This is a genomic window from Citrobacter sp. Cf072, from assembly GCF_030334485.1.
Classification (GTDB): Bacteria; Pseudomonadota; Gammaproteobacteria; order Enterobacterales; family Enterobacteriaceae; genus Citrobacter; species Citrobacter freundii.
The window spans coordinates 96216-113909 of the sequence record NZ_JAOWDX010000013.1; the positions used below are offsets into that span (position 1 = coordinate 96216).

The 17694-nt window shown below is 51.1% G+C and carries 16 protein-coding genes and 1 pseudogene; 8 read left to right on the forward strand and 9 right to left on the reverse strand.

Annotation, left to right across the window (positions count from 1 at the left end; translation table 11 throughout):
- Positions 1–29 precede the first annotated feature (29 nt).
- On the reverse strand, positions 30–1853 hold the full coding sequence (gene typA / locus OGX66_RS00825; RefSeq protein WP_286510743.1) for a ribosome-dependent GTPase TypA: 1824 nt from the start codon (positions 1851–1853) through the stop codon (positions 30–32).
- 380 nt (positions 1854–2233) lie between these two features.
- Between typA and glnA the strand changes: the two genes are divergently transcribed.
- From glnA to OGX66_RS00845, 4 genes are all read left to right on the forward strand, one after another.
- A complete protein-coding gene (gene glnA / locus OGX66_RS00830; protein WP_003028638.1) occupies positions 2234–3643 on the forward strand; it encodes a glutamate--ammonia ligase in 1410 nt (469 codons plus the stop codon).
- A 281-nt stretch (positions 3644–3924) separates the two neighbouring features.
- Positions 3925–4974 carry a nitrogen regulation protein NR(II) gene (gene glnL, locus OGX66_RS00835; RefSeq protein ID WP_003028636.1) on the forward strand — a complete coding sequence of 350 codons (1050 nt, stop codon included), beginning with the start codon at positions 3925–3927 and terminating at the stop codon, positions 4972–4974.
- 10 nt (positions 4975–4984) lie between these two features.
- Positions 4985–6394 carry a nitrogen regulation protein NR(I) gene (gene glnG / locus OGX66_RS00840; protein WP_003028633.1) on the forward strand — a complete coding sequence of 470 codons (1410 nt, stop codon included), beginning with the start codon at positions 4985–4987 and terminating at the stop codon, positions 6392–6394.
- 111 nt (positions 6395–6505) lie between these two features.
- The gene (locus tag OGX66_RS00845) at positions 6506–6616 is read left to right on the forward strand and encodes a YshB family small membrane protein (protein ID WP_003028631.1); all 111 of its coding nucleotides are present in this window, start codon (positions 6506–6508) and stop codon (positions 6614–6616) included.
- An 89-nt stretch (positions 6617–6705) separates the two neighbouring features.
- Here OGX66_RS00845 and hemN read toward each other — a convergent pair whose 3' ends face one another.
- The 3 genes and pseudogenes from hemN to OGX66_RS00860 form a co-directional block, all read right to left on the reverse strand.
- On the reverse strand, positions 6706–8079 hold the full coding sequence (gene hemN / locus OGX66_RS00850) for an oxygen-independent coproporphyrinogen III oxidase (protein ID WP_071667077.1): 1374 nt from the start codon (positions 8077–8079) through the stop codon (positions 6706–6708).
- 188 nt (positions 8080–8267) lie between these two features.
- On the reverse strand, positions 8268–8777 hold the full coding sequence (gene yihI / locus OGX66_RS00855) for a Der GTPase-activating protein YihI (protein WP_003028627.1): 510 nt from the start codon (positions 8775–8777) through the stop codon (positions 8268–8270).
- Between the two features lie 168 nt (positions 8778–8945).
- A pseudogene (locus OGX66_RS00860) lies at positions 8946–9131 on the reverse strand (hypothetical protein).
- 209 nt (positions 9132–9340) lie between these two features.
- On the opposite strand from OGX66_RS00860, the gene yihA reads away from it, so the two are divergent.
- Positions 9341–9973, forward strand: coding sequence for a ribosome biogenesis GTP-binding protein YihA/YsxC (yihA, locus tag OGX66_RS00865; protein ID WP_270936075.1), 633 nt, complete (start codon positions 9341–9343; stop codon positions 9971–9973).
- A 119-nt stretch (positions 9974–10092) separates the two neighbouring features.
- Here the strand turns inward: yihA and spfP are convergent, their stop codons facing one another.
- Both spfP and polA read right to left on the reverse strand, forming a co-directional pair.
- Positions 10093–10140: a small protein SpfP gene (spfP, locus tag OGX66_RS24570; RefSeq protein ID WP_071892919.1), complete on the reverse strand. Its 48-nt coding sequence runs from the start codon at positions 10138–10140 to the stop codon at positions 10093–10095.
- 166 nt (positions 10141–10306) lie between these two features.
- Positions 10307–13093 carry a DNA polymerase I gene (polA, locus tag OGX66_RS00870; protein ID WP_003028623.1) on the reverse strand — a complete coding sequence of 929 codons (2787 nt, stop codon included), beginning with the start codon at positions 13091–13093 and terminating at the stop codon, positions 10307–10309.
- A gap of 363 nt (positions 13094–13456) precedes the next feature.
- Between polA and yihG the strand changes: the two genes are divergently transcribed.
- Positions 13457–14392 (forward strand): 1-acylglycerol-3-phosphate O-acyltransferase, YihG family, encoded by a 936-nt coding sequence (gene yihG, locus OGX66_RS00875; RefSeq protein ID WP_003028622.1) that lies wholly within the window; start codon positions 13457–13459, stop codon positions 14390–14392.
- Between the two features lie 13 nt (positions 14393–14405).
- Here the strand turns inward: yihG and dsbA are convergent, their stop codons facing one another.
- The 3 genes from dsbA to OGX66_RS00890 form a co-directional block, all read right to left on the reverse strand.
- Positions 14406–15029, reverse strand: coding sequence for a thiol:disulfide interchange protein DsbA (gene dsbA / locus OGX66_RS00880; protein ID WP_003028621.1), 624 nt, complete (start codon positions 15027–15029; stop codon positions 14406–14408).
- A 16-nt stretch (positions 15030–15045) separates the two neighbouring features.
- Positions 15046–16032 (reverse strand): serine/threonine protein kinase, encoded by a 987-nt coding sequence (locus tag OGX66_RS00885; RefSeq protein WP_088902892.1) that lies wholly within the window; start codon positions 16030–16032, stop codon positions 15046–15048.
- Between the two features lie 76 nt (positions 16033–16108).
- Positions 16109–16378, reverse strand: a complete 270-nt coding sequence (locus OGX66_RS00890; protein ID WP_003028616.1) for a YihD family protein — start codon at positions 16376–16378, stop codon at positions 16109–16111.
- A gap of 69 nt (positions 16379–16447) precedes the next feature.
- On the opposite strand from OGX66_RS00890, the gene mobA reads away from it, so the two are divergent.
- Positions 16448–17032, forward strand: a complete 585-nt coding sequence (gene mobA, locus OGX66_RS00895; protein WP_048234242.1) for a molybdenum cofactor guanylyltransferase MobA — start codon at positions 16448–16450, stop codon at positions 17030–17032.
- Positions 17029–17532 (forward strand): molybdopterin-guanine dinucleotide biosynthesis protein MobB, encoded by a 504-nt coding sequence (gene mobB / locus OGX66_RS00900; protein WP_003028613.1) that lies wholly within the window; start codon positions 17029–17031, stop codon positions 17530–17532. The genes mobA and mobB overlap by 4 nt, the downstream gene beginning before the upstream one ends.
- The last annotated feature ends 162 nt before the right edge of the window (positions 17533–17694 follow it).

Consider the following 17694-nt stretch of genomic DNA (forward strand, 5'->3'; position numbering starts at 1 on the left):
TTTTATGCTTACCTGAGAAAGAGCGTTAATTACTCTTCTTTCGCGCCACGCATTGCACGGCGACGATCGTTTTCAGTCAGGTGACGCTTACGAATACGGATAGAGGTTGGAGTAACTTCTACCAGTTCGTCGTCATCGATGAATTCCAGAGCCTGCTCCAGAGTCATCTTAACCGGCGGAACCAGAACCGTTGCTTCGTCAGTACCGGACGCATGCATGTTGGTCAGTTTCTTACCGGTCAGGCAGTTTACAGTCAGGTCGTTAGAGCGGCTGTGAATACCGATGATCTGGCCTTCGTAAACTTCAGCACCGTGACCCAGGAACAGCTTACCGCGGTCCTGCAGGCTGAACAGTGCGAACGCAACTGCTTTGCCCTGGCCGTTAGAGATCAGTACGCCGTTCTGACGCTGACCCACATCACCCGCACGAACATCGTCGTAGTGGCTGAATGTGGAGTACAGCAGACCGGTACCGGAAGTCATGGTCATGAATTCTGAACGGAAGCCGATCAGACCACGGCTTGGGATCACGTAGTCAAGACGTACGCGGCCTTTGCCATCTGGATTCATGTTTTTCAGGTCGCCTTTACGCTCACCCAGAGCCTGCATGACAGAACCCTGATGCTGCTCTTCGACGTCCAACGTTACGTTTTCGAACGGCTCTTGTTTACGGCCATCGATTTCGCGGAAGATAACTTTCGGACGGGAAACCGCCATTTCGAAACCTTCACGACGCATGTTTTCAATCAGAACAGACAGGTGCAGCTCACCACGACCGGATACGCGGAACGCATCCGCATCTTCGGTTTCTTCAACGCGCAGCGCAACGTTGTGCACCAGCTCTTTGTTCAGGCGGTCAAGGATCTGACGAGAGGTAACATATTTACCTTCTTTACCACAGAACGGAGAGGTGTTTACGCAGAAGAACATGGTTACGGTCGGTTCATCAACGGACAGAGCCGGCAGCGCTTCGACGTTCTGCGGATCGCAGATGGTGTCGGAGATGTTCAGTTCGCCCAGACCGGTGATCGCGATGATATCGCCGGCTTCGGCAATATCGCTCTCGATACGTTCCAGACCCAGATGAGTCAGAACTTTACCGACTTTACCGTTACGGGTTTTGCCTTCGCTATCAATGATAGTGATCTGCTGGTTCGGTTTAACTTTACCGCGTTTAATGCGGCCGATACCGATTACGCCAACGTAGTTGTTGTAGTCCAGCTGAGAGATTTGCATCTGCAGCGGGCCATCAAGATCTACGTTCGGAGCCGGTACACGATCAACGATAGTCTGATACAGCGGAGTCATGTCTTCAGCCATATCTTCGTGATCCAGACCTGCGATACCGTTCAGCGCGGAAGCGTAAACGATCGGGAAGTCCAGCTGTTCGTCGGTAGCGTCGAGGTTAACGAACAGGTCGAATACCTGATCAACAACCCAGTCAGGACGCGCGCCAGGACGGTCAACTTTGTTGATAACAACAATTGGCTTAAGGCCATGGGCAAAGGCTTTTTTGGTCACGAAGCGCGTCTGCGGCATCGGACCATCCATTGCATCCACCACCAGCAGCACGGAGTCGACCATGGACATTACACGTTCAACTTCACCACCGAAGTCGGCGTGCCCCGGGGTATCAACGATGTTGATGCGGTAGTCATTCCATTTGATAGCGGTGTTTTTAGCGAGGATGGTAATCCCACGCTCTTTCTCCAAATCGTTGGAGTCCATCACGCGCTCTTGGGTTTCAGCACGTGCATCGAACGTACCGGATTGTTGGAGCAGCTTGTCTACCAGGGTCGTTTTACCATGGTCTACGTGCGCGATGATGGCGATGTTACGCAAATTTTCGATCACAACTTTGCCTCAGGCATTTTAGAAATAGCGCGTTATTGTACACGGATTAATCGCAGTACAAAACAGGATCACAAACATCCTCCGCAAACAAGTATTGCAGAGTTTCTTTGTGATCACATTCACGGAGCGTTAAAAGGGGTAATCTGACATGCTTTGCACCAATATGGTGCTTAATGTTCACATTAAAGCACTATAATGGTGCAATACAACCTTCATGGTGCAGCCCCTTTGCACGATAGTGCGCATGATAACGCCTTTTAGGGGCAATTTAAAAGTTGGCACAGATTTCGCTTTATATTTTTTACGGCGACACGGCCAATTTTTTGCAGAATTGAAGACTTCGTTACCACGACGACCATGACCAATCCGGGAGAGTAAGTATGTCCGCTGAACACGTTTTGACGATGCTGAACGAACACGAAGTGAAGTTTGTTGATTTGCGCTTCACTGATACCAAAGGTAAAGAACAGCACGTCACTATTCCTGCTCATCAGGTAAATGCCGAATTCTTTGAAGAAGGCAAAATGTTTGACGGCTCCTCAATCGGTGGCTGGAAAGGCATTAACGAATCAGACATGGTTCTGATGCCAGATGCGTCTACTGCACTCATCGACCCGTTCTATGAAGAGTCTACCCTGATCATCCGTTGCGATATCCTGGAACCGGGTACGCTGCAGGGCTATGACCGCGACCCGCGCTCCATCGCAAAACGCGCTGAAGAGTATCTGCGTTCTACCGGCATCGCAGACACCGTTCTGTTCGGGCCAGAGCCAGAATTCTTCCTGTTTGACGACATCCGTTTCGGCGCGTCTATTTCCGGTTCCCACGTGGCAATCGATGACATCGAAGGCGCATGGAACTCCTCCACCAAATACGAAGGTGGTAACAAAGGTCACCGTCCTGGTGTGAAAGGCGGTTACTTCCCGGTTCCTCCGGTAGATTCTTCTCAGGACATCCGTTCTACCATGTGTCTGATCATGGAAGAGATGGGCCTGGTTGTTGAAGCGCATCACCACGAAGTGGCGACCGCTGGCCAGAACGAAATCGCGACCCGCTTTAACACCATGACCAAAAAAGCGGACGAAATTCAGATCTACAAATACGTCGTGCACAACGTTGCGCACCGTTTCGGTAAAACCGCGACCTTTATGCCAAAACCGATGTTCGGTGATAACGGTTCCGGTATGCACTGCCACATGTCCCTGTCCAAGAACGGCGTAAACCTGTTCTCTGGCGACAAATATGCGGGTCTGTCTGAGCAGGCGCTGTTCTACATCGGCGGTGTAATCAAGCACGCTAAAGCGATCAACGCCCTGGCTAACCCGACCACCAACTCCTATAAGCGTCTGGTCCCAGGCTACGAAGCGCCGGTAATGCTGGCTTACTCTGCCCGTAACCGTTCTGCTTCTATCCGTATTCCGGTTGTTGCTTCTCCGAAAGCGCGTCGTATTGAAGTGCGTTTCCCGGACCCGGCTGCTAACCCGTACCTGTGCTTCGCAGCACTGCTGATGGCTGGTCTTGACGGTATCAAGAACAAGATCCACCCGGGCGAAGCCATGGACAAAAACCTGTACGACCTGCCGCCGGAAGAAGCGAAAGAGATCCCACAGGTTGCTGGTTCTCTGGAAGAAGCACTGAAAGAACTGGATCTGGACCGTGAGTTCCTGACTGCAGGCGGCGTGTTCACCAATGAAGCGATCGATGCGTATATTACGCTGCGTCGCGAAGAAGATGACCGTGTGCGTATGACTCCGCACCCGGTAGAGTTTGAGCTGTACTACAGCGTTTAATCGTTTGAGTTGCCGTGGAAATTTTAGCCTGCTCAGGCAGGCTTGAGATCGATGGCGAATGATAAGACGCCTGATGGCGCAAGCTTATCAGGCCTACCGGTAACATCACCTTGTAGGCCGGATAAAGCAAAGCCGCCATCCGGCATCTGCGTTTGCCAGTCATCTGTAGCCCATCCCAGGATGGGCTTTTTTCTCCACTAACAACCTGCTTTCTCGCGCTTTTTTGATGTAAAAAGCTATAATGCACTAAATTGGTGCAACACTTTTCAGGAGACTGCTGAATGGCAACCGGCACGCTGCCCGATGCTGGGCAGATCCTCAATTCTTTAATCAACAGCATCTTACTCGTCGACGATGAGCTGGCGGTACATTACGCCAACCCGGCGGCACAACAGCTGCTCGCCCAAAGCTCCCGCAAACTGTTTGGTACACCGCTTCCCGATCTGTTGAGTTATTTCTCCTTAAACATCGGACTGATGCGGGAGAGCCTGGAAGCAGGCCAGGGCTTTACGGATAACGAAGTGACGCTGGTGATAGACAGCCACTCACATATCCTCTCAGTGACCGCTCAGAGGCTGCCTGATGGCCTTATCCTGCTGGAGATGGCGCCAATGGATAACCAGCGCCGTCTGAGTCAGGAGCAGCTTCAGCACGCCCAGCAGATTGCCGCCCGCGATCTGGTGCGCGGTCTGGCGCACGAAATCAAGAACCCTTTAGGTGGATTACGCGGCGCAGCGCAGCTACTCAGCAAAGCGCTTCCGGACCCGGCGCTGACCGAATATACCAAAGTCATTATTGAGCAGGCCGACCGCCTGCGTAATCTGGTCGACCGTCTGCTGGGACCACAACAGCCTGGCATGCATGTCACGGAAAGTATTCACAAGGTGGCGGAGCGCGTGGTGGCGCTGGTCTCAATGGAGCTCCCGGAAAACGTCACGCTGATTCGTGATTACGACCCGAGTCTGCCCGAACTACTGCACGATCCGGACCAGATCGAGCAGGTTCTATTAAACATCGTGCGCAATGCTTTGCAGGCGCTGGGAGCGGAAGGCGGTGAGATCATTCTACGTACCCGCACCGCGTTTCAGCTCACGCTGCACGGCGTACGTTATCGCCTGGCGGCACGGATTGATGTTGAGGACAACGGTCCGGGTATTCCCTCGCATTTGCAGGACACGCTGTTCTACCCAATGGTCAGCGGTCGCGAAGGCGGTACTGGGCTTGGATTATCCATCGCCCGCAATTTAATTGATCAACATTCCGGCAAAATTGAATTTACCAGTTGGCCGGGTCATACCGAGTTCTCGGTTTACCTGCCTATCAGGAAATAAGGTGACGTTTATGCAACGAGGAATAGTCTGGGTCGTTGATGACGATAGTTCCATCCGTTGGGTGCTTGAACGTGCGCTCGCAGGGGCAGGGCTAAGCTGTACCACATTTGAAAGTGGTAAAGAGGTGCTGGACGCGCTGGCCAGCAAAACGCCTGACGTACTGTTGTCGGATATTCGCATGCCGGGCATGGACGGTCTGACGCTGTTAAAACAGATTAAACAGCGGCATCCGATGCTTCCGGTCATCATAATGACCGCGCACTCCGATCTGGATGCTGCCGTCAGCGCCTATCAGCAAGGGGCGTTTGATTATCTGCCCAAACCTTTTGATATTGATGAAGCCGTGGCGCTGGTCGAACGTGCCATCAGCCATTATCAGGAACAGCAGCAGCCGCGCAATGTTCAGATCAACGGCCCCACAACCGACATCATCGGCGAAGCGCCGGCAATGCAGGACGTCTTTCGCATTATTGGCCGCCTGTCCCGATCGTCAATCAGCGTATTGATTAACGGGGAGTCCGGGACCGGTAAAGAGCTGGTCGCCCATGCGCTGCACCGTCATAGCCCACGCGTCAAAGCGCCGTTTATCGCCCTGAACATGGCGGCAATCCCAAAAGATTTGATCGAATCTGAGCTGTTTGGTCACGAGAAAGGCGCGTTTACCGGGGCGAATACCATTCGTCAGGGGCGCTTTGAACAGGCTGACGGCGGTACGCTGTTCCTCGATGAAATTGGCGATATGCCGCTGGACGTGCAAACGCGTTTATTGCGCGTATTAGCCGATGGACAGTTTTACCGCGTTGGCGGCTATGCGCCCGTGAAGGTGGACGTACGTATTATCGCCGCCACGCACCAGAATCTGGAACTACGCGTACAGGAAGGCAAATTCCGCGAAGACTTATTCCATCGTCTGAACGTCATCCGCGTGCATTTGCCGCCGCTGCGTGAACGTCGGGAAGATATCCCACGTCTGGCGCGCCATTTCCTGCAGGAGGCCGCGCACGAACTGGGGGTTGAAGCCAAACAATTACACCCGGAGACCGAGGCGGCGCTGACCCGTCTGGCCTGGCCGGGTAACGTGCGTCAGCTTGAGAACACCTGCCGCTGGTTAACCGTCATGGCCGCCGGCCAGGAAGTACTGATTCAGGACTTACCAGCCGAGCTGTTTGAAACCACCGTGCCTGACGCACCGTCCCATATGCAGCCAGACAGCTGGGCAACCCTGTTGGCACAGTGGGCAGACCGGGCCTTGCGTTCCGGTCATCAAAACCTGCTTTCTGAGGCTCAACCTGAAATGGAGCGCACGCTGTTGACCACCGCGCTACGTCATACCCAGGGGCACAAACAGGAAGCCGCACGCCTGCTTGGCTGGGGCCGTAATACCTTGACGCGTAAGTTAAAAGAACTCGGAATGGAGTGACGATTCGTCACTGTGTAAAGATTGATAATTGAGCGCAAATTGCTGCTATTTTGCGCTTTACTGTTCCGATGAGTTAAGTATGATCGTGCCCGGCAAACGGGGGAAGTCATCATGCTGGAATCAATGATTAATCTACTGTCGAGCGGTGCGGTCGAAAGCCATACGCCACAAACTGCGGTTGCCGCAGTGCTGTGTGCGGCGCTGGTTGGGCTGTTCAGCTGAAGGCGCGCCGGATGGCGCTAACGCTTATCCGGCCTACAGATTATTGCGACGTGTAGGCCCGGTAAGCGTAGCGCCACCGGGCAACCCGGTTAAATGACGCGGGAGAACTGCTGCATGCGTGCTTTCTGCCGCAGATAGGCATCAAAGCACATGCAAATATTACGGATCAACAGGCGCCCCTTCGGCGTAACCTGAATCCCCTTCTCATCCACATCCACCAGCCCATCTTTCGCCAGTGGTGCCAGCAGTTTCAGGTCTTCGGCAAAATAGTCAGCGAAGTTCAGATCCCATTGCTGTTCCACAGCGGCATAGTCGAGGCGGAAGTTACAGATCAGGAGCTTAATAACATCACGACGAATGCAGTCATCGCGGGTCAGGGCAATTCCGCGCCACAGTGCGTTCCCCTGCTCGTCAACCTGCTGATAATAGCGCTTCAGCTCTTTCTGGTTCTGCGCGTAGTTGTCACCAATCATACTAATGGCTGACACGCCCATTCCCAGCAGATCGGTATCACCCTGGGTGGTATAACCCTGGAAATTACGATGCAGCACACCCTTGCGTTGAGCAATCGCCAGCTCATCATCCGGCCGAGCAAAGTGATCCATACCAATGAACTGATAACCGGTTTCGGTCAGTGAAGAAATGGTTTCCTGCAGGATATCCAGCTTCTGCTGCGCGCTGGGCAGGTCGGCGTCTTTAATCTTGCGCTGAGCGGCAAACAGCGTCGGCAGGTGCGCGTAGTTGAAGACGCTCAGTCGGTCTGGATTCAGCTCAGCAACGCGTTTCAGGGTAAAGGCGAAACTTTCCGGCGTCTGTTTTGGCAAACCATAAATCAGATCGATATTCGTTGAGGTAAAGCCAATCTCACGCGCATGATTCAGCAGCGCAAAGATAAACTCCTCATCCTGCTCACGGTTCACCAGGCGCTGAACTTCTTTATTGAAGTCCTGCACCCCCATGCTCAGGCGGTTAAAACCTTCAGCGCGTAAATGATCGAGCACATCCAGCTCAATTTCACGCGGATCCACTTCGATCGAGATTTCGGCGTCGTCGTTAAAGTTAAAGTTGCCACGCAGCAGCGACATCAAACGGCTGATTTGCGCTTTATTCAGATACGTTGGCGTGCCGCCGCCCCAGTGCAACTGACTGACATGACGTCCGGCAAACAGCGGTGCGCGATGAATAATTTCTTGTTCTAAGACATCGAGGTATTGATCGGCTTTATGCTGCTGGCGAGTCACGACCTTGTTACAGCCGCAGAAATAACACAGCTTGTGGCAGAACGGGATGTGAACGTACAGCGAGAGAGGACGCTCAGGATAACGCGCCACGGCCTTTAGAAATGCTTCAGTGCCGTAGTCTTCAGAAAACTCCAGCGCGGTCGGGTACGAGGTATATCGTGGCCCGGAATAGTTATATTTCTGGATCAGGGCCAGGTCCCAGTCTATTAACTGCTCTGACATGCTCACTCCTTCCGATGGCGTCTCTGGCGGGTACGGCGTACCGACTTAACCCCAGTACGGGTGATAAGTCGGTTGCGCAGCCACTTCTGTCGCCGCGACAACCGCTGTAGTTTAACGAATAACCACACCAGATAACATATAACCGGAAGGGTTATAAGCAGGACGGGAAGACCCACGGTGTAAAACCGTTAGTTGCCGCCTTTCAGCAGGCGCATCATGTCTTCCTGCTTTTCTTCTTCTTCCTCTTCTTCCTCGTCATCGTAAGAAAGACCCAGCTTTTGCATCAGCTCATCAATGCGGTCCAGCTTAGCATCAACCCAGGACTGATCTTCCGCGCTCAGGGTCTCTCCTGCTTCAAGACGCTCCAGCAGCGCATCCAGGCGCTCATCCGTTTCCAGTAAATCCAACTCAGCCTGTGGTGAAAGCATAGGTTTCTCACTCTTCGGTTTGTGCTGTTTGGTGACTTTTTCGGTCACGCCCAATGGAATGGGGGTTTTGCTGCCAATACGAGGATCTTTTTGCTTATTTTGGTTTCCGCCACCAGATGCGCCTTCGCTACCGGACGCACGGCTACCTGCCGCATGACCACGGTGTTTTTTCTGGCGCTTACGGTCGCGAGCTTCCTGGTTAATTTCTTCGCGTGTTTTACGACGCGCTTTTGCAGGACCTTTACCGCGTGGTGTAGAAGTTGGTTTCATCATGATTCGTCTTTGGCTGTTTTATTCAGTATATAATTGCGCCGGAATCTAGCAGAAATAAAGAAAAAAGGCGACAGAGTAATCTGTCGCCTTTTTTCCTGACTCTCAACCCTTACGGGCTCTACAATCCCTGTTGGCTATCAACACACCCTGTTTTTCCCTTAGCCTCTAACATTCCGTGTTGTTTCCATTTCCTTTTACTAACGTCTCCGGACGTTTGTCTTCCTGACAATCCTGTGTCTTCGCCTCCTGGCGCTCCTGACCCTCATCCTGAGTCGTCTATCCTGTCAGCTTCCTCGCTATGGACGCTACTTTACCGTTTTGGTTTAAACGTACAAGTAACCTGGGTAACAATTTCTGATTTTAAGAATAGCGCCCAAATGTAACTCTATGATTTATTTTAGTTCTGTCATTTTTTACTCTGTCATCTCGTATAGAAACTGTCGGCAATGTCTCACAAAGCGCGTGGTTTTTACTCACACTGCCCACTCGTCGAAAAACCAGCCTTTTGCTGGGGTTCAGGTATAATCGCTGCAAAGCCCTGATTGATGGAGAGGACTGCTTTGACTAACTTGAATTATCAACAGACGCACTTTGTGATGAGTGCGCCTGATATTCGCCACTTACCTTCCGACACGGGTATAGAAGTGGCTTTTGCTGGCCGTTCCAACGCAGGCAAATCCAGTGCGCTAAATACCCTGACGAATCAAAAGGGTCTGGCGCGTACATCTAAAACGCCAGGTCGTACTCAGCTCATCAACCTGTTTGAAGTCGTTGACGGCAAACGCCTGGTCGATTTGCCAGGATACGGTTATGCCGAAGTTCCAGAAGAGATGAAGCGCAAATGGCAGCGCGCGCTGGCTGAATATCTGGAAAAACGTCAGAGCCTGCAAGGTCTGGTGGTACTGATGGATATTCGTCATCCGTTAAAAGATCTCGATCAACAGATGATCATGTGGGCGGTTGAGAGCAACGTTCAGGTTCTGGTACTGCTGACTAAAGCAGATAAGCTGGCCAGCGGTGCACGCAAAGCGCAGTTGAATATGGTACGTGAAGCCGTACTGGCATTTAACGGTGATGTGCAGGTAGAAGCATTCTCATCGCTGAAAAAGCTGGGTGTGGACAAACTGCGGCAAAAACTGGATAGCTGGTTTAGTGAACTGGCACCGGTTGAAGAGATGCAGGACGGGGAATAACCCACCGTATTGCCGGATGGCGCCGCTACGCGTCTTATCCGGCCTACAGCATGTACAAAACTTTTCTTTCGCACAATAAAAAACGCCCCAGTCATTACTGACTGGGGCGGCTAAAATATTCAGCCAAATCCGATTACGTGAAGTAAAAGGTCTGAAAGATAGAACATCTTACCTCTGTACCCTACGAGAATAACTTTACTCTTTTTTGAGCAGCTCAGAAAGCACTTTTTGTAATTTTTTTTCATTCCTTACATAGGGAATTCTAATGGACATCACAAAAAGTTCTCTCTTATGTTGCTTAGTTACGAAAAAGAGCCGTTATTCAGTAAACCCTTAGTGCGCCTGATCCCAGTTTTCGCCACTACCGACTTCCACCAGCAACGGCACGTCAATCTGGGTCTCGTTTTCCATCAGTTGGTGGATCTTTTTAGAGACGCTTTCGAGGTCATCTTTATGCACTTCAAACACCAGTTCATCGTGTACCTGCATGATCATACGCACACGCGGTTGCTCGGTTTGCAGCCATCTGTCCACCGCAATCATCGCTCGTTTGATAATGTCTGCGGCAGTACCCTGCATCGGGGCGTTAATTGCCGCGCGTTCTGCACCTGCACGACGAGCACCATTACTGGATTTAATATCCGGTAAATAGAGACGGCGACCTTCCAGCGTTTCTACATAACCCTGCTCTTTCGCCTGCGCGCGGGTGCGTTCCATATATTCCAACACGCCTGGGTAGCGTTCGAAGTAGAGATCCATGTACTTCTGTGCTTCTTTACGCGGAATATTCAACTGGCGCGCCAGACCAAAAGCGCTCATCCCGTAGATCAAACCGAAGTTGATGGCTTTCGCGCTGCGGCGTTGCTCGCTGGTCACAGAATCAAGCGGTAAACCAAAGACTTCTGCCGCCGTTGCGCGGTGAATATCTTTCCCTTCGGCAAACGCGGTAAGCAGACCTTTATCACGTGAAAGGTGCGCCATGATACGCAGTTCAATCTGTGAGTAGTCCGCAGAGACAATCACGTAATCTTCTGGCGCAATGAACGCCTGACGAATACGACGACCTTCGTCATTACGTACCGGGATGTTTTGCAGGTTCGGATCCGTTGAAGACAAGCGACCCGTTGCGGTAACTGCCTGATGATAGGAAGTGTGCACGCGCCCGGTCTTCTTGTTAATCATCAACGGAAGCTTATCCGTATAGGTCGACTTCAGTTTGGCTAACCCACGATATTCCAGGATAACTTTCGGCAACGGATAATCCAGCGCTAACTCTTCCAGCACCTCTTCCGACGTTGATGGTGCGCCGCCCGGCGTTTTCTTCAGCGGCTTAATACCCTGCTTTTCAAACAGGATGGTTTGCAGTTGCTTGGTGGAAGACAGGTTAAACGCTTCTCCGGCGATCTCGTGCGCTTTTTGCTCCAGCTCGTTCAAACGCAGCGTCAGTTCTTCTGAATGCTTGTGCAGAACAGCCGGATCGATTTTCACACCGTTGCGCTCAACACGAGACAAAACTGGCACCAGCGGCATATCGATATTTTCAAAGACGTTCAGTGGCCCTTTATGCTGCTGTAATTCTGGCCACATTTTCAGATGCAGCTGTAGCGTAACGTCGGCGTCTTCCGCAGCGTAACGCCCGGCTTCTTCCAATGCTATCTGGTTAAAAGTCAGCTGGTTTTTGCCTTTTCCAGCGATCTCTTCAAAGGTGATGGTTTTATGTTTAAGCCAGCGGTCCGACAGGCTGTCCATATCGTGTCGGCCAGCGACGCTGTTAAGAATGTAGGATTCAAGCATGGTGTCAAAGGTGATGCCGCGCAGCTCGATGCCATAGTTCGCCAGGATACCGCGATCGTACTTCAGGTTCTGCCCGACTTTATGCGCATTCTCATCTTCAAGCAGCGGCTTCAGCAGCTCCAGCGCGCGATCGCGAGCTATTTGATCGGGGGCATCCAGGTAATCGTGGGCAACAGGAACATATGCCGCCACACCCGGTTCAATGGCAAAAGACAGGCCAACCAGATTCGCGGAAATATTGTCCAGGCTGTCAGTTTCCGTATCGAAAGCAAAGACAGGTGCTTTTTTCAGCTTCGCGATCCACTCTTCCAGCGTCGCTTCGTCCAGAATCGTCACATAGTTATCATACGAAAGAACCGTAGCCGGCTCCTCAGGCGTTTCATCGACGACAATAGTTTCTTGCGGTTTTGCCGCCGGCTTCGTCCCTTTCGCCTGTAGCCATTTACCCGCTTCAACGTCAGTAACCCAACGTTTGAATTCATACTGTTTAAACAGGCCAAGCAGTTCTTCCGCTGCCGGTTGACGGACTTCCAGCTGCTCGCAGGTCAACTCCAGCTCAACATCCGTTTTGATAGTAGCCAATTGATAAGAGAGGTACGCCACCTCTTTATTCTGCTCAAGTTTGCCCGCCATGGTTTTCGCACCACGGAATGTCAGCCCTGCAATTTTGTCTGATTCAGCATAGAGAGTATCCAGCCCACCCAGCCCCTGCAGCAGAGCCTGCGCAGTTTTTTCACCTACGCCTGGAACGCCAGGGATGTTATCTGAGGAATCCCCCATCAGCGCCAGGAAATCGATGATCAGTTCCGGCGGGACACCGTATTTATTTACCACCTCATCCGGGCCGAGGATCGTATTGGTCATGGTGTTGATAAGGGTGATATTCGGCGTCACCAACTGAGCCATATCTTTATCACCAGTGCTAATCAGCACCGGACGACCCACCTTCTCTGCTTCCCGCGCCAGCGTACCGATGACATCATCCGCCTCCACGCCAGAAACCGCCAACAGTGGCAGCCCCATCGCTTTTACCATCGCATGCAGAGGTTCAATCTGCGCACGCAGATCGTCCGGCATGGGTGGGCGGTGCGACTTATAGTGTTCGAATAACTCATCACGGAAGGTTTTACCCTTGGCGTCGAATACCACCGCCGCGTGGGTCGGCTGATATTGCAAAATCAAGCTACGCAGCATGTTGAGGACACCGTACATCGCACCCGTAGGTTCTCCTGCACTGTTAGTCAGCGGTGGGAACGCGTGGTATGCGCGATACAGGTAAGATGAGCCATCTACAAGGATAAGTGGGTTTTCTGGGATCTGAACCATAATGTCCGTGCCTGTTTATCAGATTATGGGTAAAGGATGCCACAGACAGGATGAAAACATGAGTTTTTCGCCGCATTTGTCGAAAAACTTTTGTAGATCTTCTGCTTTGCTCGCAAAGACATCTGTGGATAACTTTGTGAATAAATAATTTACAGCTCTTTAAATATAACAAGGCAATTACTGCCCCATAATATTTTTATATGTATTTCAATAAATTAAATAAATACACAGCATTTTATTCCATTTTTACAGCTTATATCCTGATGTGGATAGATATTCCTCTTTTTTCTATTGAGGGAAGATCCATCATTTGGTTCGTTTTCTGATAAAATCAGCCCCTTGCGCCTCTTTCGCGCACTGTCTATGGCTAACCTTTTGAATAATTTAATTATGACGAGAATACTCGCTGCGATAACGCTGTTGCTGAGTATCGTATTGACCATATTGGTCACGATTTTTTGTTCTGTGCCGATCATCCTTGCCGGGGTTGTGAAACTCCTTTTGCCTATTCCTGTCGTCTGGCGCAAGGTTTCTGTCTTCTGTAATTTCATGATGTACTGCTGGTGTGAAGGTCTGGCGCTACTGCTGCACCTTAATCCACGGCTAAAGTGGGATGTTGAAGGACTGGAAGGTCTTAGCAAGAAAAACTGGTATCTGCTCATTTGTAATCATTACAGCTGGGCCGATATCGTTGTGCTTTGCGTTCTGTTCCGTAAGCACATCCCGATGAATAAATATTTTCTCAAGCAGCAGTTGGCCTGGGTACCCTTTATTGGCCTGGCCTGCTGGGCGCTGGATATGCCGTTTATGAAACGCTATTCACGTGGCTATCTGCTTCGCCATCCGGAACGCCGTGGTAAAGATGTCGAAACAACGCGTCGTTCCTGCGAGAAATTTCGCGTACACCCGACAACCATTGTGAATTTTGTCGAAGGTTCGCGCTTTACCAAAGATAAACGTGAGCAAACCCGCTCGCCCTATCAAAACCTGCTCCCTCCTAAGGCGGCCGGTATTGCAATGGCATTGAATGTACTGGGTTCACAGTTCGATAAAATGTTGAACGTCACGTTGTGCTATCCGGAAAACAGCAGTCGACCGTTCTACGATATGCTGAGCGGTAAGTTAACGCGGATTGTCGTGCGGGTGAATCTGGAGCCAATTCATGAAGAGTTGCACGGTGATTACGTGAACGATAAGGGATTCAAGCGTCGGTTTCAGCTCTGGCTAAATACGCTATGGAGTGAGAAAGACGCGCAGCTCGACGCGATTAAAGCCTCAAATAAAAAAGCCGGTCAGTGACCGGCTTTTGCTTTTATTTCTGACCAACCAGGTACTTCACGGTATCCGCATACTGTTGTACGAAGATATCCATGCTGCTGGTATCCATGCCCTGCGGGTTGACCTGATATTTGCCATTCACGAACATCGCCGGAACGCCCTGCAGCTGTAAATCAGCTGCCGCTTTTTCCTGCTGTGCCACGAGTGATTTCACCACGAAGCTGTTCCATGCCGCATCATAGTCTTCGCCTTTAATACCTGCGTCGACAAACACTTTACGGATATCAGCAACAGACTGAACGGTCTGGGTTTTCTGAACGCCTTCAAACAGCGGAACGGTGACCTGATCTTCAACACCCAGCGCCATTGCAACCGCCCATGCCTGCGTCAGATCTTTACCCAAAGGCCCGAGAAACTCGACGTGGTATTTGGTCATCTTGGTGCCTTCCGGCAGCTTTTTCTTCACATTATCAGATACGTGAAGCACTTCTTCAAACTGGTAGCAGTGCGGGCAGTAGAAGGAGAAGAACTCCAACACTTGCGGTTCACCCGCAACTGGCTTTTCCAGAGTGATGTATTGTTTGCCATCCTGGAACTGCGCTGCAGATGCGCTAAAAGCTAAGACCATACCAGCCAGCGCCAGCCATATTTTTTTCATGTTCAAGTTTCTCCGATTAATACATTGGCGTTAATTGTAAGGGGGGCTCTTGCAGAATTTTTGCCTGCTCAATAAAGGTCGCGGTCTGACGATGCCAGTAATCTTCCCCGGTTAACCACGGGAAGTTTTTTGGAAATGCAGGGTCAGCCCAACGTCGAATTAGCCAGGCAAGATAATAAACTAAACGCATAGCGCGTAAAGGTTCTATCAGTCCGATTTCAGAGATGTCGAACTCACTAAACTCTTCATAAGCCTCGATAATGGTTTCAAGCTGCATACGTTGTTCAGCTTTATCGCCATTGAGGAGCATCCATAAATCCTGAATAGCTGGACCGTTGCGGGCATCATCTAAATCGACAAACATCGGGCCATCGCGCCACAGAATATTACCGGCATGACAATCACCGTGCAGGCGTAACGTGGTTAAACGCGTATGCCAGCGTTCAGTAACGATCGCGATAAGCGTATCCGTTGCCTTCAGGAAGGCCGCTTTTTGCCCTGATGGGATTAGCTGTGCGTGTTCAAAAACTTTACGCGGCTCAGTCAGGTATTCTTCAAGGCCGATCGTTGGGCGGAAGGCAAAAGTACGCTTGCATCCGGTTTGGTGCATACGCCCGAGATAGCGCCCCACCGCCTCCATCTGATCGATGTTGTCGGCTTCAAACTGACGTCCACCGACGCTGGGAAAGATCGCATAATGGAAACCCTGATGGCTTAATAGCGTTTGACCGCTGAATTCCAGCGGAGCAGCTACCGGGACTTCATCGTTTACCAGTTCCAGAGCAAACTGGTGCTCTTCCTGGATCTGATCGACAGACCAACGTTCAGGGCGATAAAACTTAACGACAAAGCGTCGACGGTCTTCGTCCTGGAATTGATAGACACGGTTTTCATAGCTGTTAAGCGGGGTAAGCCCGGAGTCCACCCGGATCCCCTGCTCAAACAGTGCATCCATGATGGTATCCGGGTGTAGCGTCTGGAAATTAAAAGCGTTGTCGTTCATCCCATCATCCGGAAAATACTACGAATGATTCAGGATATCATTTCGCAGCGCTTTCGGTGGCGGCGATTACAAGCTTTTACTCTTTAATTACGCCACGTGCGCGGAGTAGTGCAGTTTTAAAATCTTCTTCATAATCTTTCTGAATACCTGGAATGACCGCATCTTTCGCCGAGTCACGCATTTTCAGGTGATAGATCAGAATGTCATCAGTTAAATCCGCCAGTTCGCCGTCAAAACCTGACTCTTGCGCCAGTTTCTGTAAAAATTGCATCAGGTTAAGATCGGGTTCCTTCTGCCAGGCAGGCTGGAGGAGTTCAATAACTTCATTCAGACGTTTACATTTCATGGTTGTGCTCCTTAGGCTCAATACAGATACGTTAGCAGGGTCAATCCCACATTAAAAGAGGCGATATCAGTGATTCTGGATAGTGCAATAACAGGGGTTGTGCTGGCTGGCGGTAAGGCCAGACGGATGGGCGGAACCGATAAAGGTCTGCTTGAGCTGGGCGGTAAACCTCTTTGGCGACATGTGGCCGACATTCTCGCTTTGCAGGTCGAAACCGTGGTGGTTAATGCCAATCGCCATAGGGATATATACCAGCAAAGCGGCCTGAAAGTTATTCCCGATTCATTGGCCGATTTCCCTGGCCCACTGGCCGGGATGCTATCGGTATTCCTGCAGCAAACGGGAGAATGGTTTTTGTTCTGCCCGTGCGATATGCCCTATATTCCTCACGATCTGGTCGCTCGTTTAAAAGAGCAGCGTAAAGCAGCACCGGTTGTCTGGGTGCATGATGGCGAAAGAGATCACCCAACCATTGCGCTGATGCACCGCTCTATGCAGCCTTTACTGCAGGATTATCTTCAGTCCGGTGAACGACGCGTTATGGTCTTTATGCGTTTGGCAGGCGGTCATGCTGTCGATTTCAGCGATCATAAAGATGCGTTCGTAAACGTGAACACCCCCGAAGAGCTCGCAAAATGGCAGGAAAAATCATGATCCCATTACTCGCCATTGCGGCATGGAGCGGCACGGGAAAAACCACGCTGCTCAAAAAGTTGATCCCGGAACTACGTGCCAGAGGTATACGTCCCGGATTGATTAAGCATACTCATCACAAGATGGATGTCGACAAGCCCGGTAAAGATAGCTATGAGTTACGCAAAGCTGGTGCAGCACAAACTCTGGTCGCCAGCCAGCAACGTTGGGCATTAATGGTAGAAACACCGGAAGAGCCCGAACTGGATTTAGCGTATCTGGTAAGCCGGATGGACGCTTCAACGTTGGATATGGTGTTGGTTGAGGGATTCAAGCATGAACCTGTCGCTAAGATCCTACTTTTCCGCGAAGGCTGCGGGCATAGTCCTGAGGAATTGGTGATGGACGACTATGTTATAGCGGTTGCCAGTGACGTTCCGCTGGCGGTGGATGTTCCATTGTTAGATATCAACAACATACAGCAAGTAGCTGATTTTGTTACGCAATGGGCCAGAAGATAACTGCGGTGTCGTGATCTGCCTGATGCGCTGCGCTTATCAGGCCTGCACAATACGTTCAGCCCGGCGGTTTTACCCCGCACATACGCAAAAAAGCCCATCCGTCAGGATGGGCTTCTTCACTTTATTTGATGCCTGGCAGTTCCCTACTCTCGCATGGGGAGA

Excerpts from the sequence above, each read along its gene's own strand:
- polA (WP_003028623.1), bottom strand. The coding sequence starts at position 13,093 with ATGGTTCAGATCCCAGAAAACCCACTTATCCTTGTAGATGGCTCATCT.
- yihG (WP_003028622.1), top strand. The coding sequence starts at position 13,457 with ATGGCTAACCTTTTGAATAATTTAATTATGACGAGAATACTCGCTGCG.
- yihI (WP_003028627.1), bottom strand. The coding sequence starts at position 8,777 with ATGAAACCAACTTCTACACCACGCGGTAAAGGTCCTGCAAAAGCGCGT.
- glnG (WP_003028633.1), top strand. The coding sequence starts at position 4,985 with ATGCAACGAGGAATAGTCTGGGTCGTTGATGACGATAGTTCCATCCGT.
- OGX66_RS00885 (WP_088902892.1), bottom strand. The coding sequence starts at position 16,032 with ATGAACGACAACGCTTTTAATTTCCAGACGCTACACCCGGATACCATC.
- dsbA (WP_003028621.1), bottom strand. The coding sequence starts at position 15,029 with ATGAAAAAAATATGGCTGGCGCTGGCTGGTATGGTCTTAGCTTTTAGC.
- OGX66_RS00845 (WP_003028631.1), top strand. The coding sequence starts at position 6,506 with ATGCTGGAATCAATGATTAATCTACTGTCGAGCGGTGCGGTCGAAAGC.
- OGX66_RS00890 (WP_003028616.1), bottom strand. The coding sequence starts at position 16,378 with ATGAAATGTAAACGTCTGAATGAAGTTATTGAACTCCTCCAGCCTGCC.
- mobB (WP_003028613.1), top strand. The coding sequence starts at position 17,029 with ATGATCCCATTACTCGCCATTGCGGCATGGAGCGGCACGGGAAAAACC.
- hemN (WP_071667077.1), bottom strand. The coding sequence starts at position 8,079 with ATGTCAGAGCAGTTAATAGACTGGGACCTGGCCCTGATCCAGAAATAT.
- glnL (WP_003028636.1), top strand. The coding sequence starts at position 3,925 with ATGGCAACCGGCACGCTGCCCGATGCTGGGCAGATCCTCAATTCTTTA.
- glnA (WP_003028638.1), top strand. The coding sequence starts at position 2,234 with ATGTCCGCTGAACACGTTTTGACGATGCTGAACGAACACGAAGTGAAG.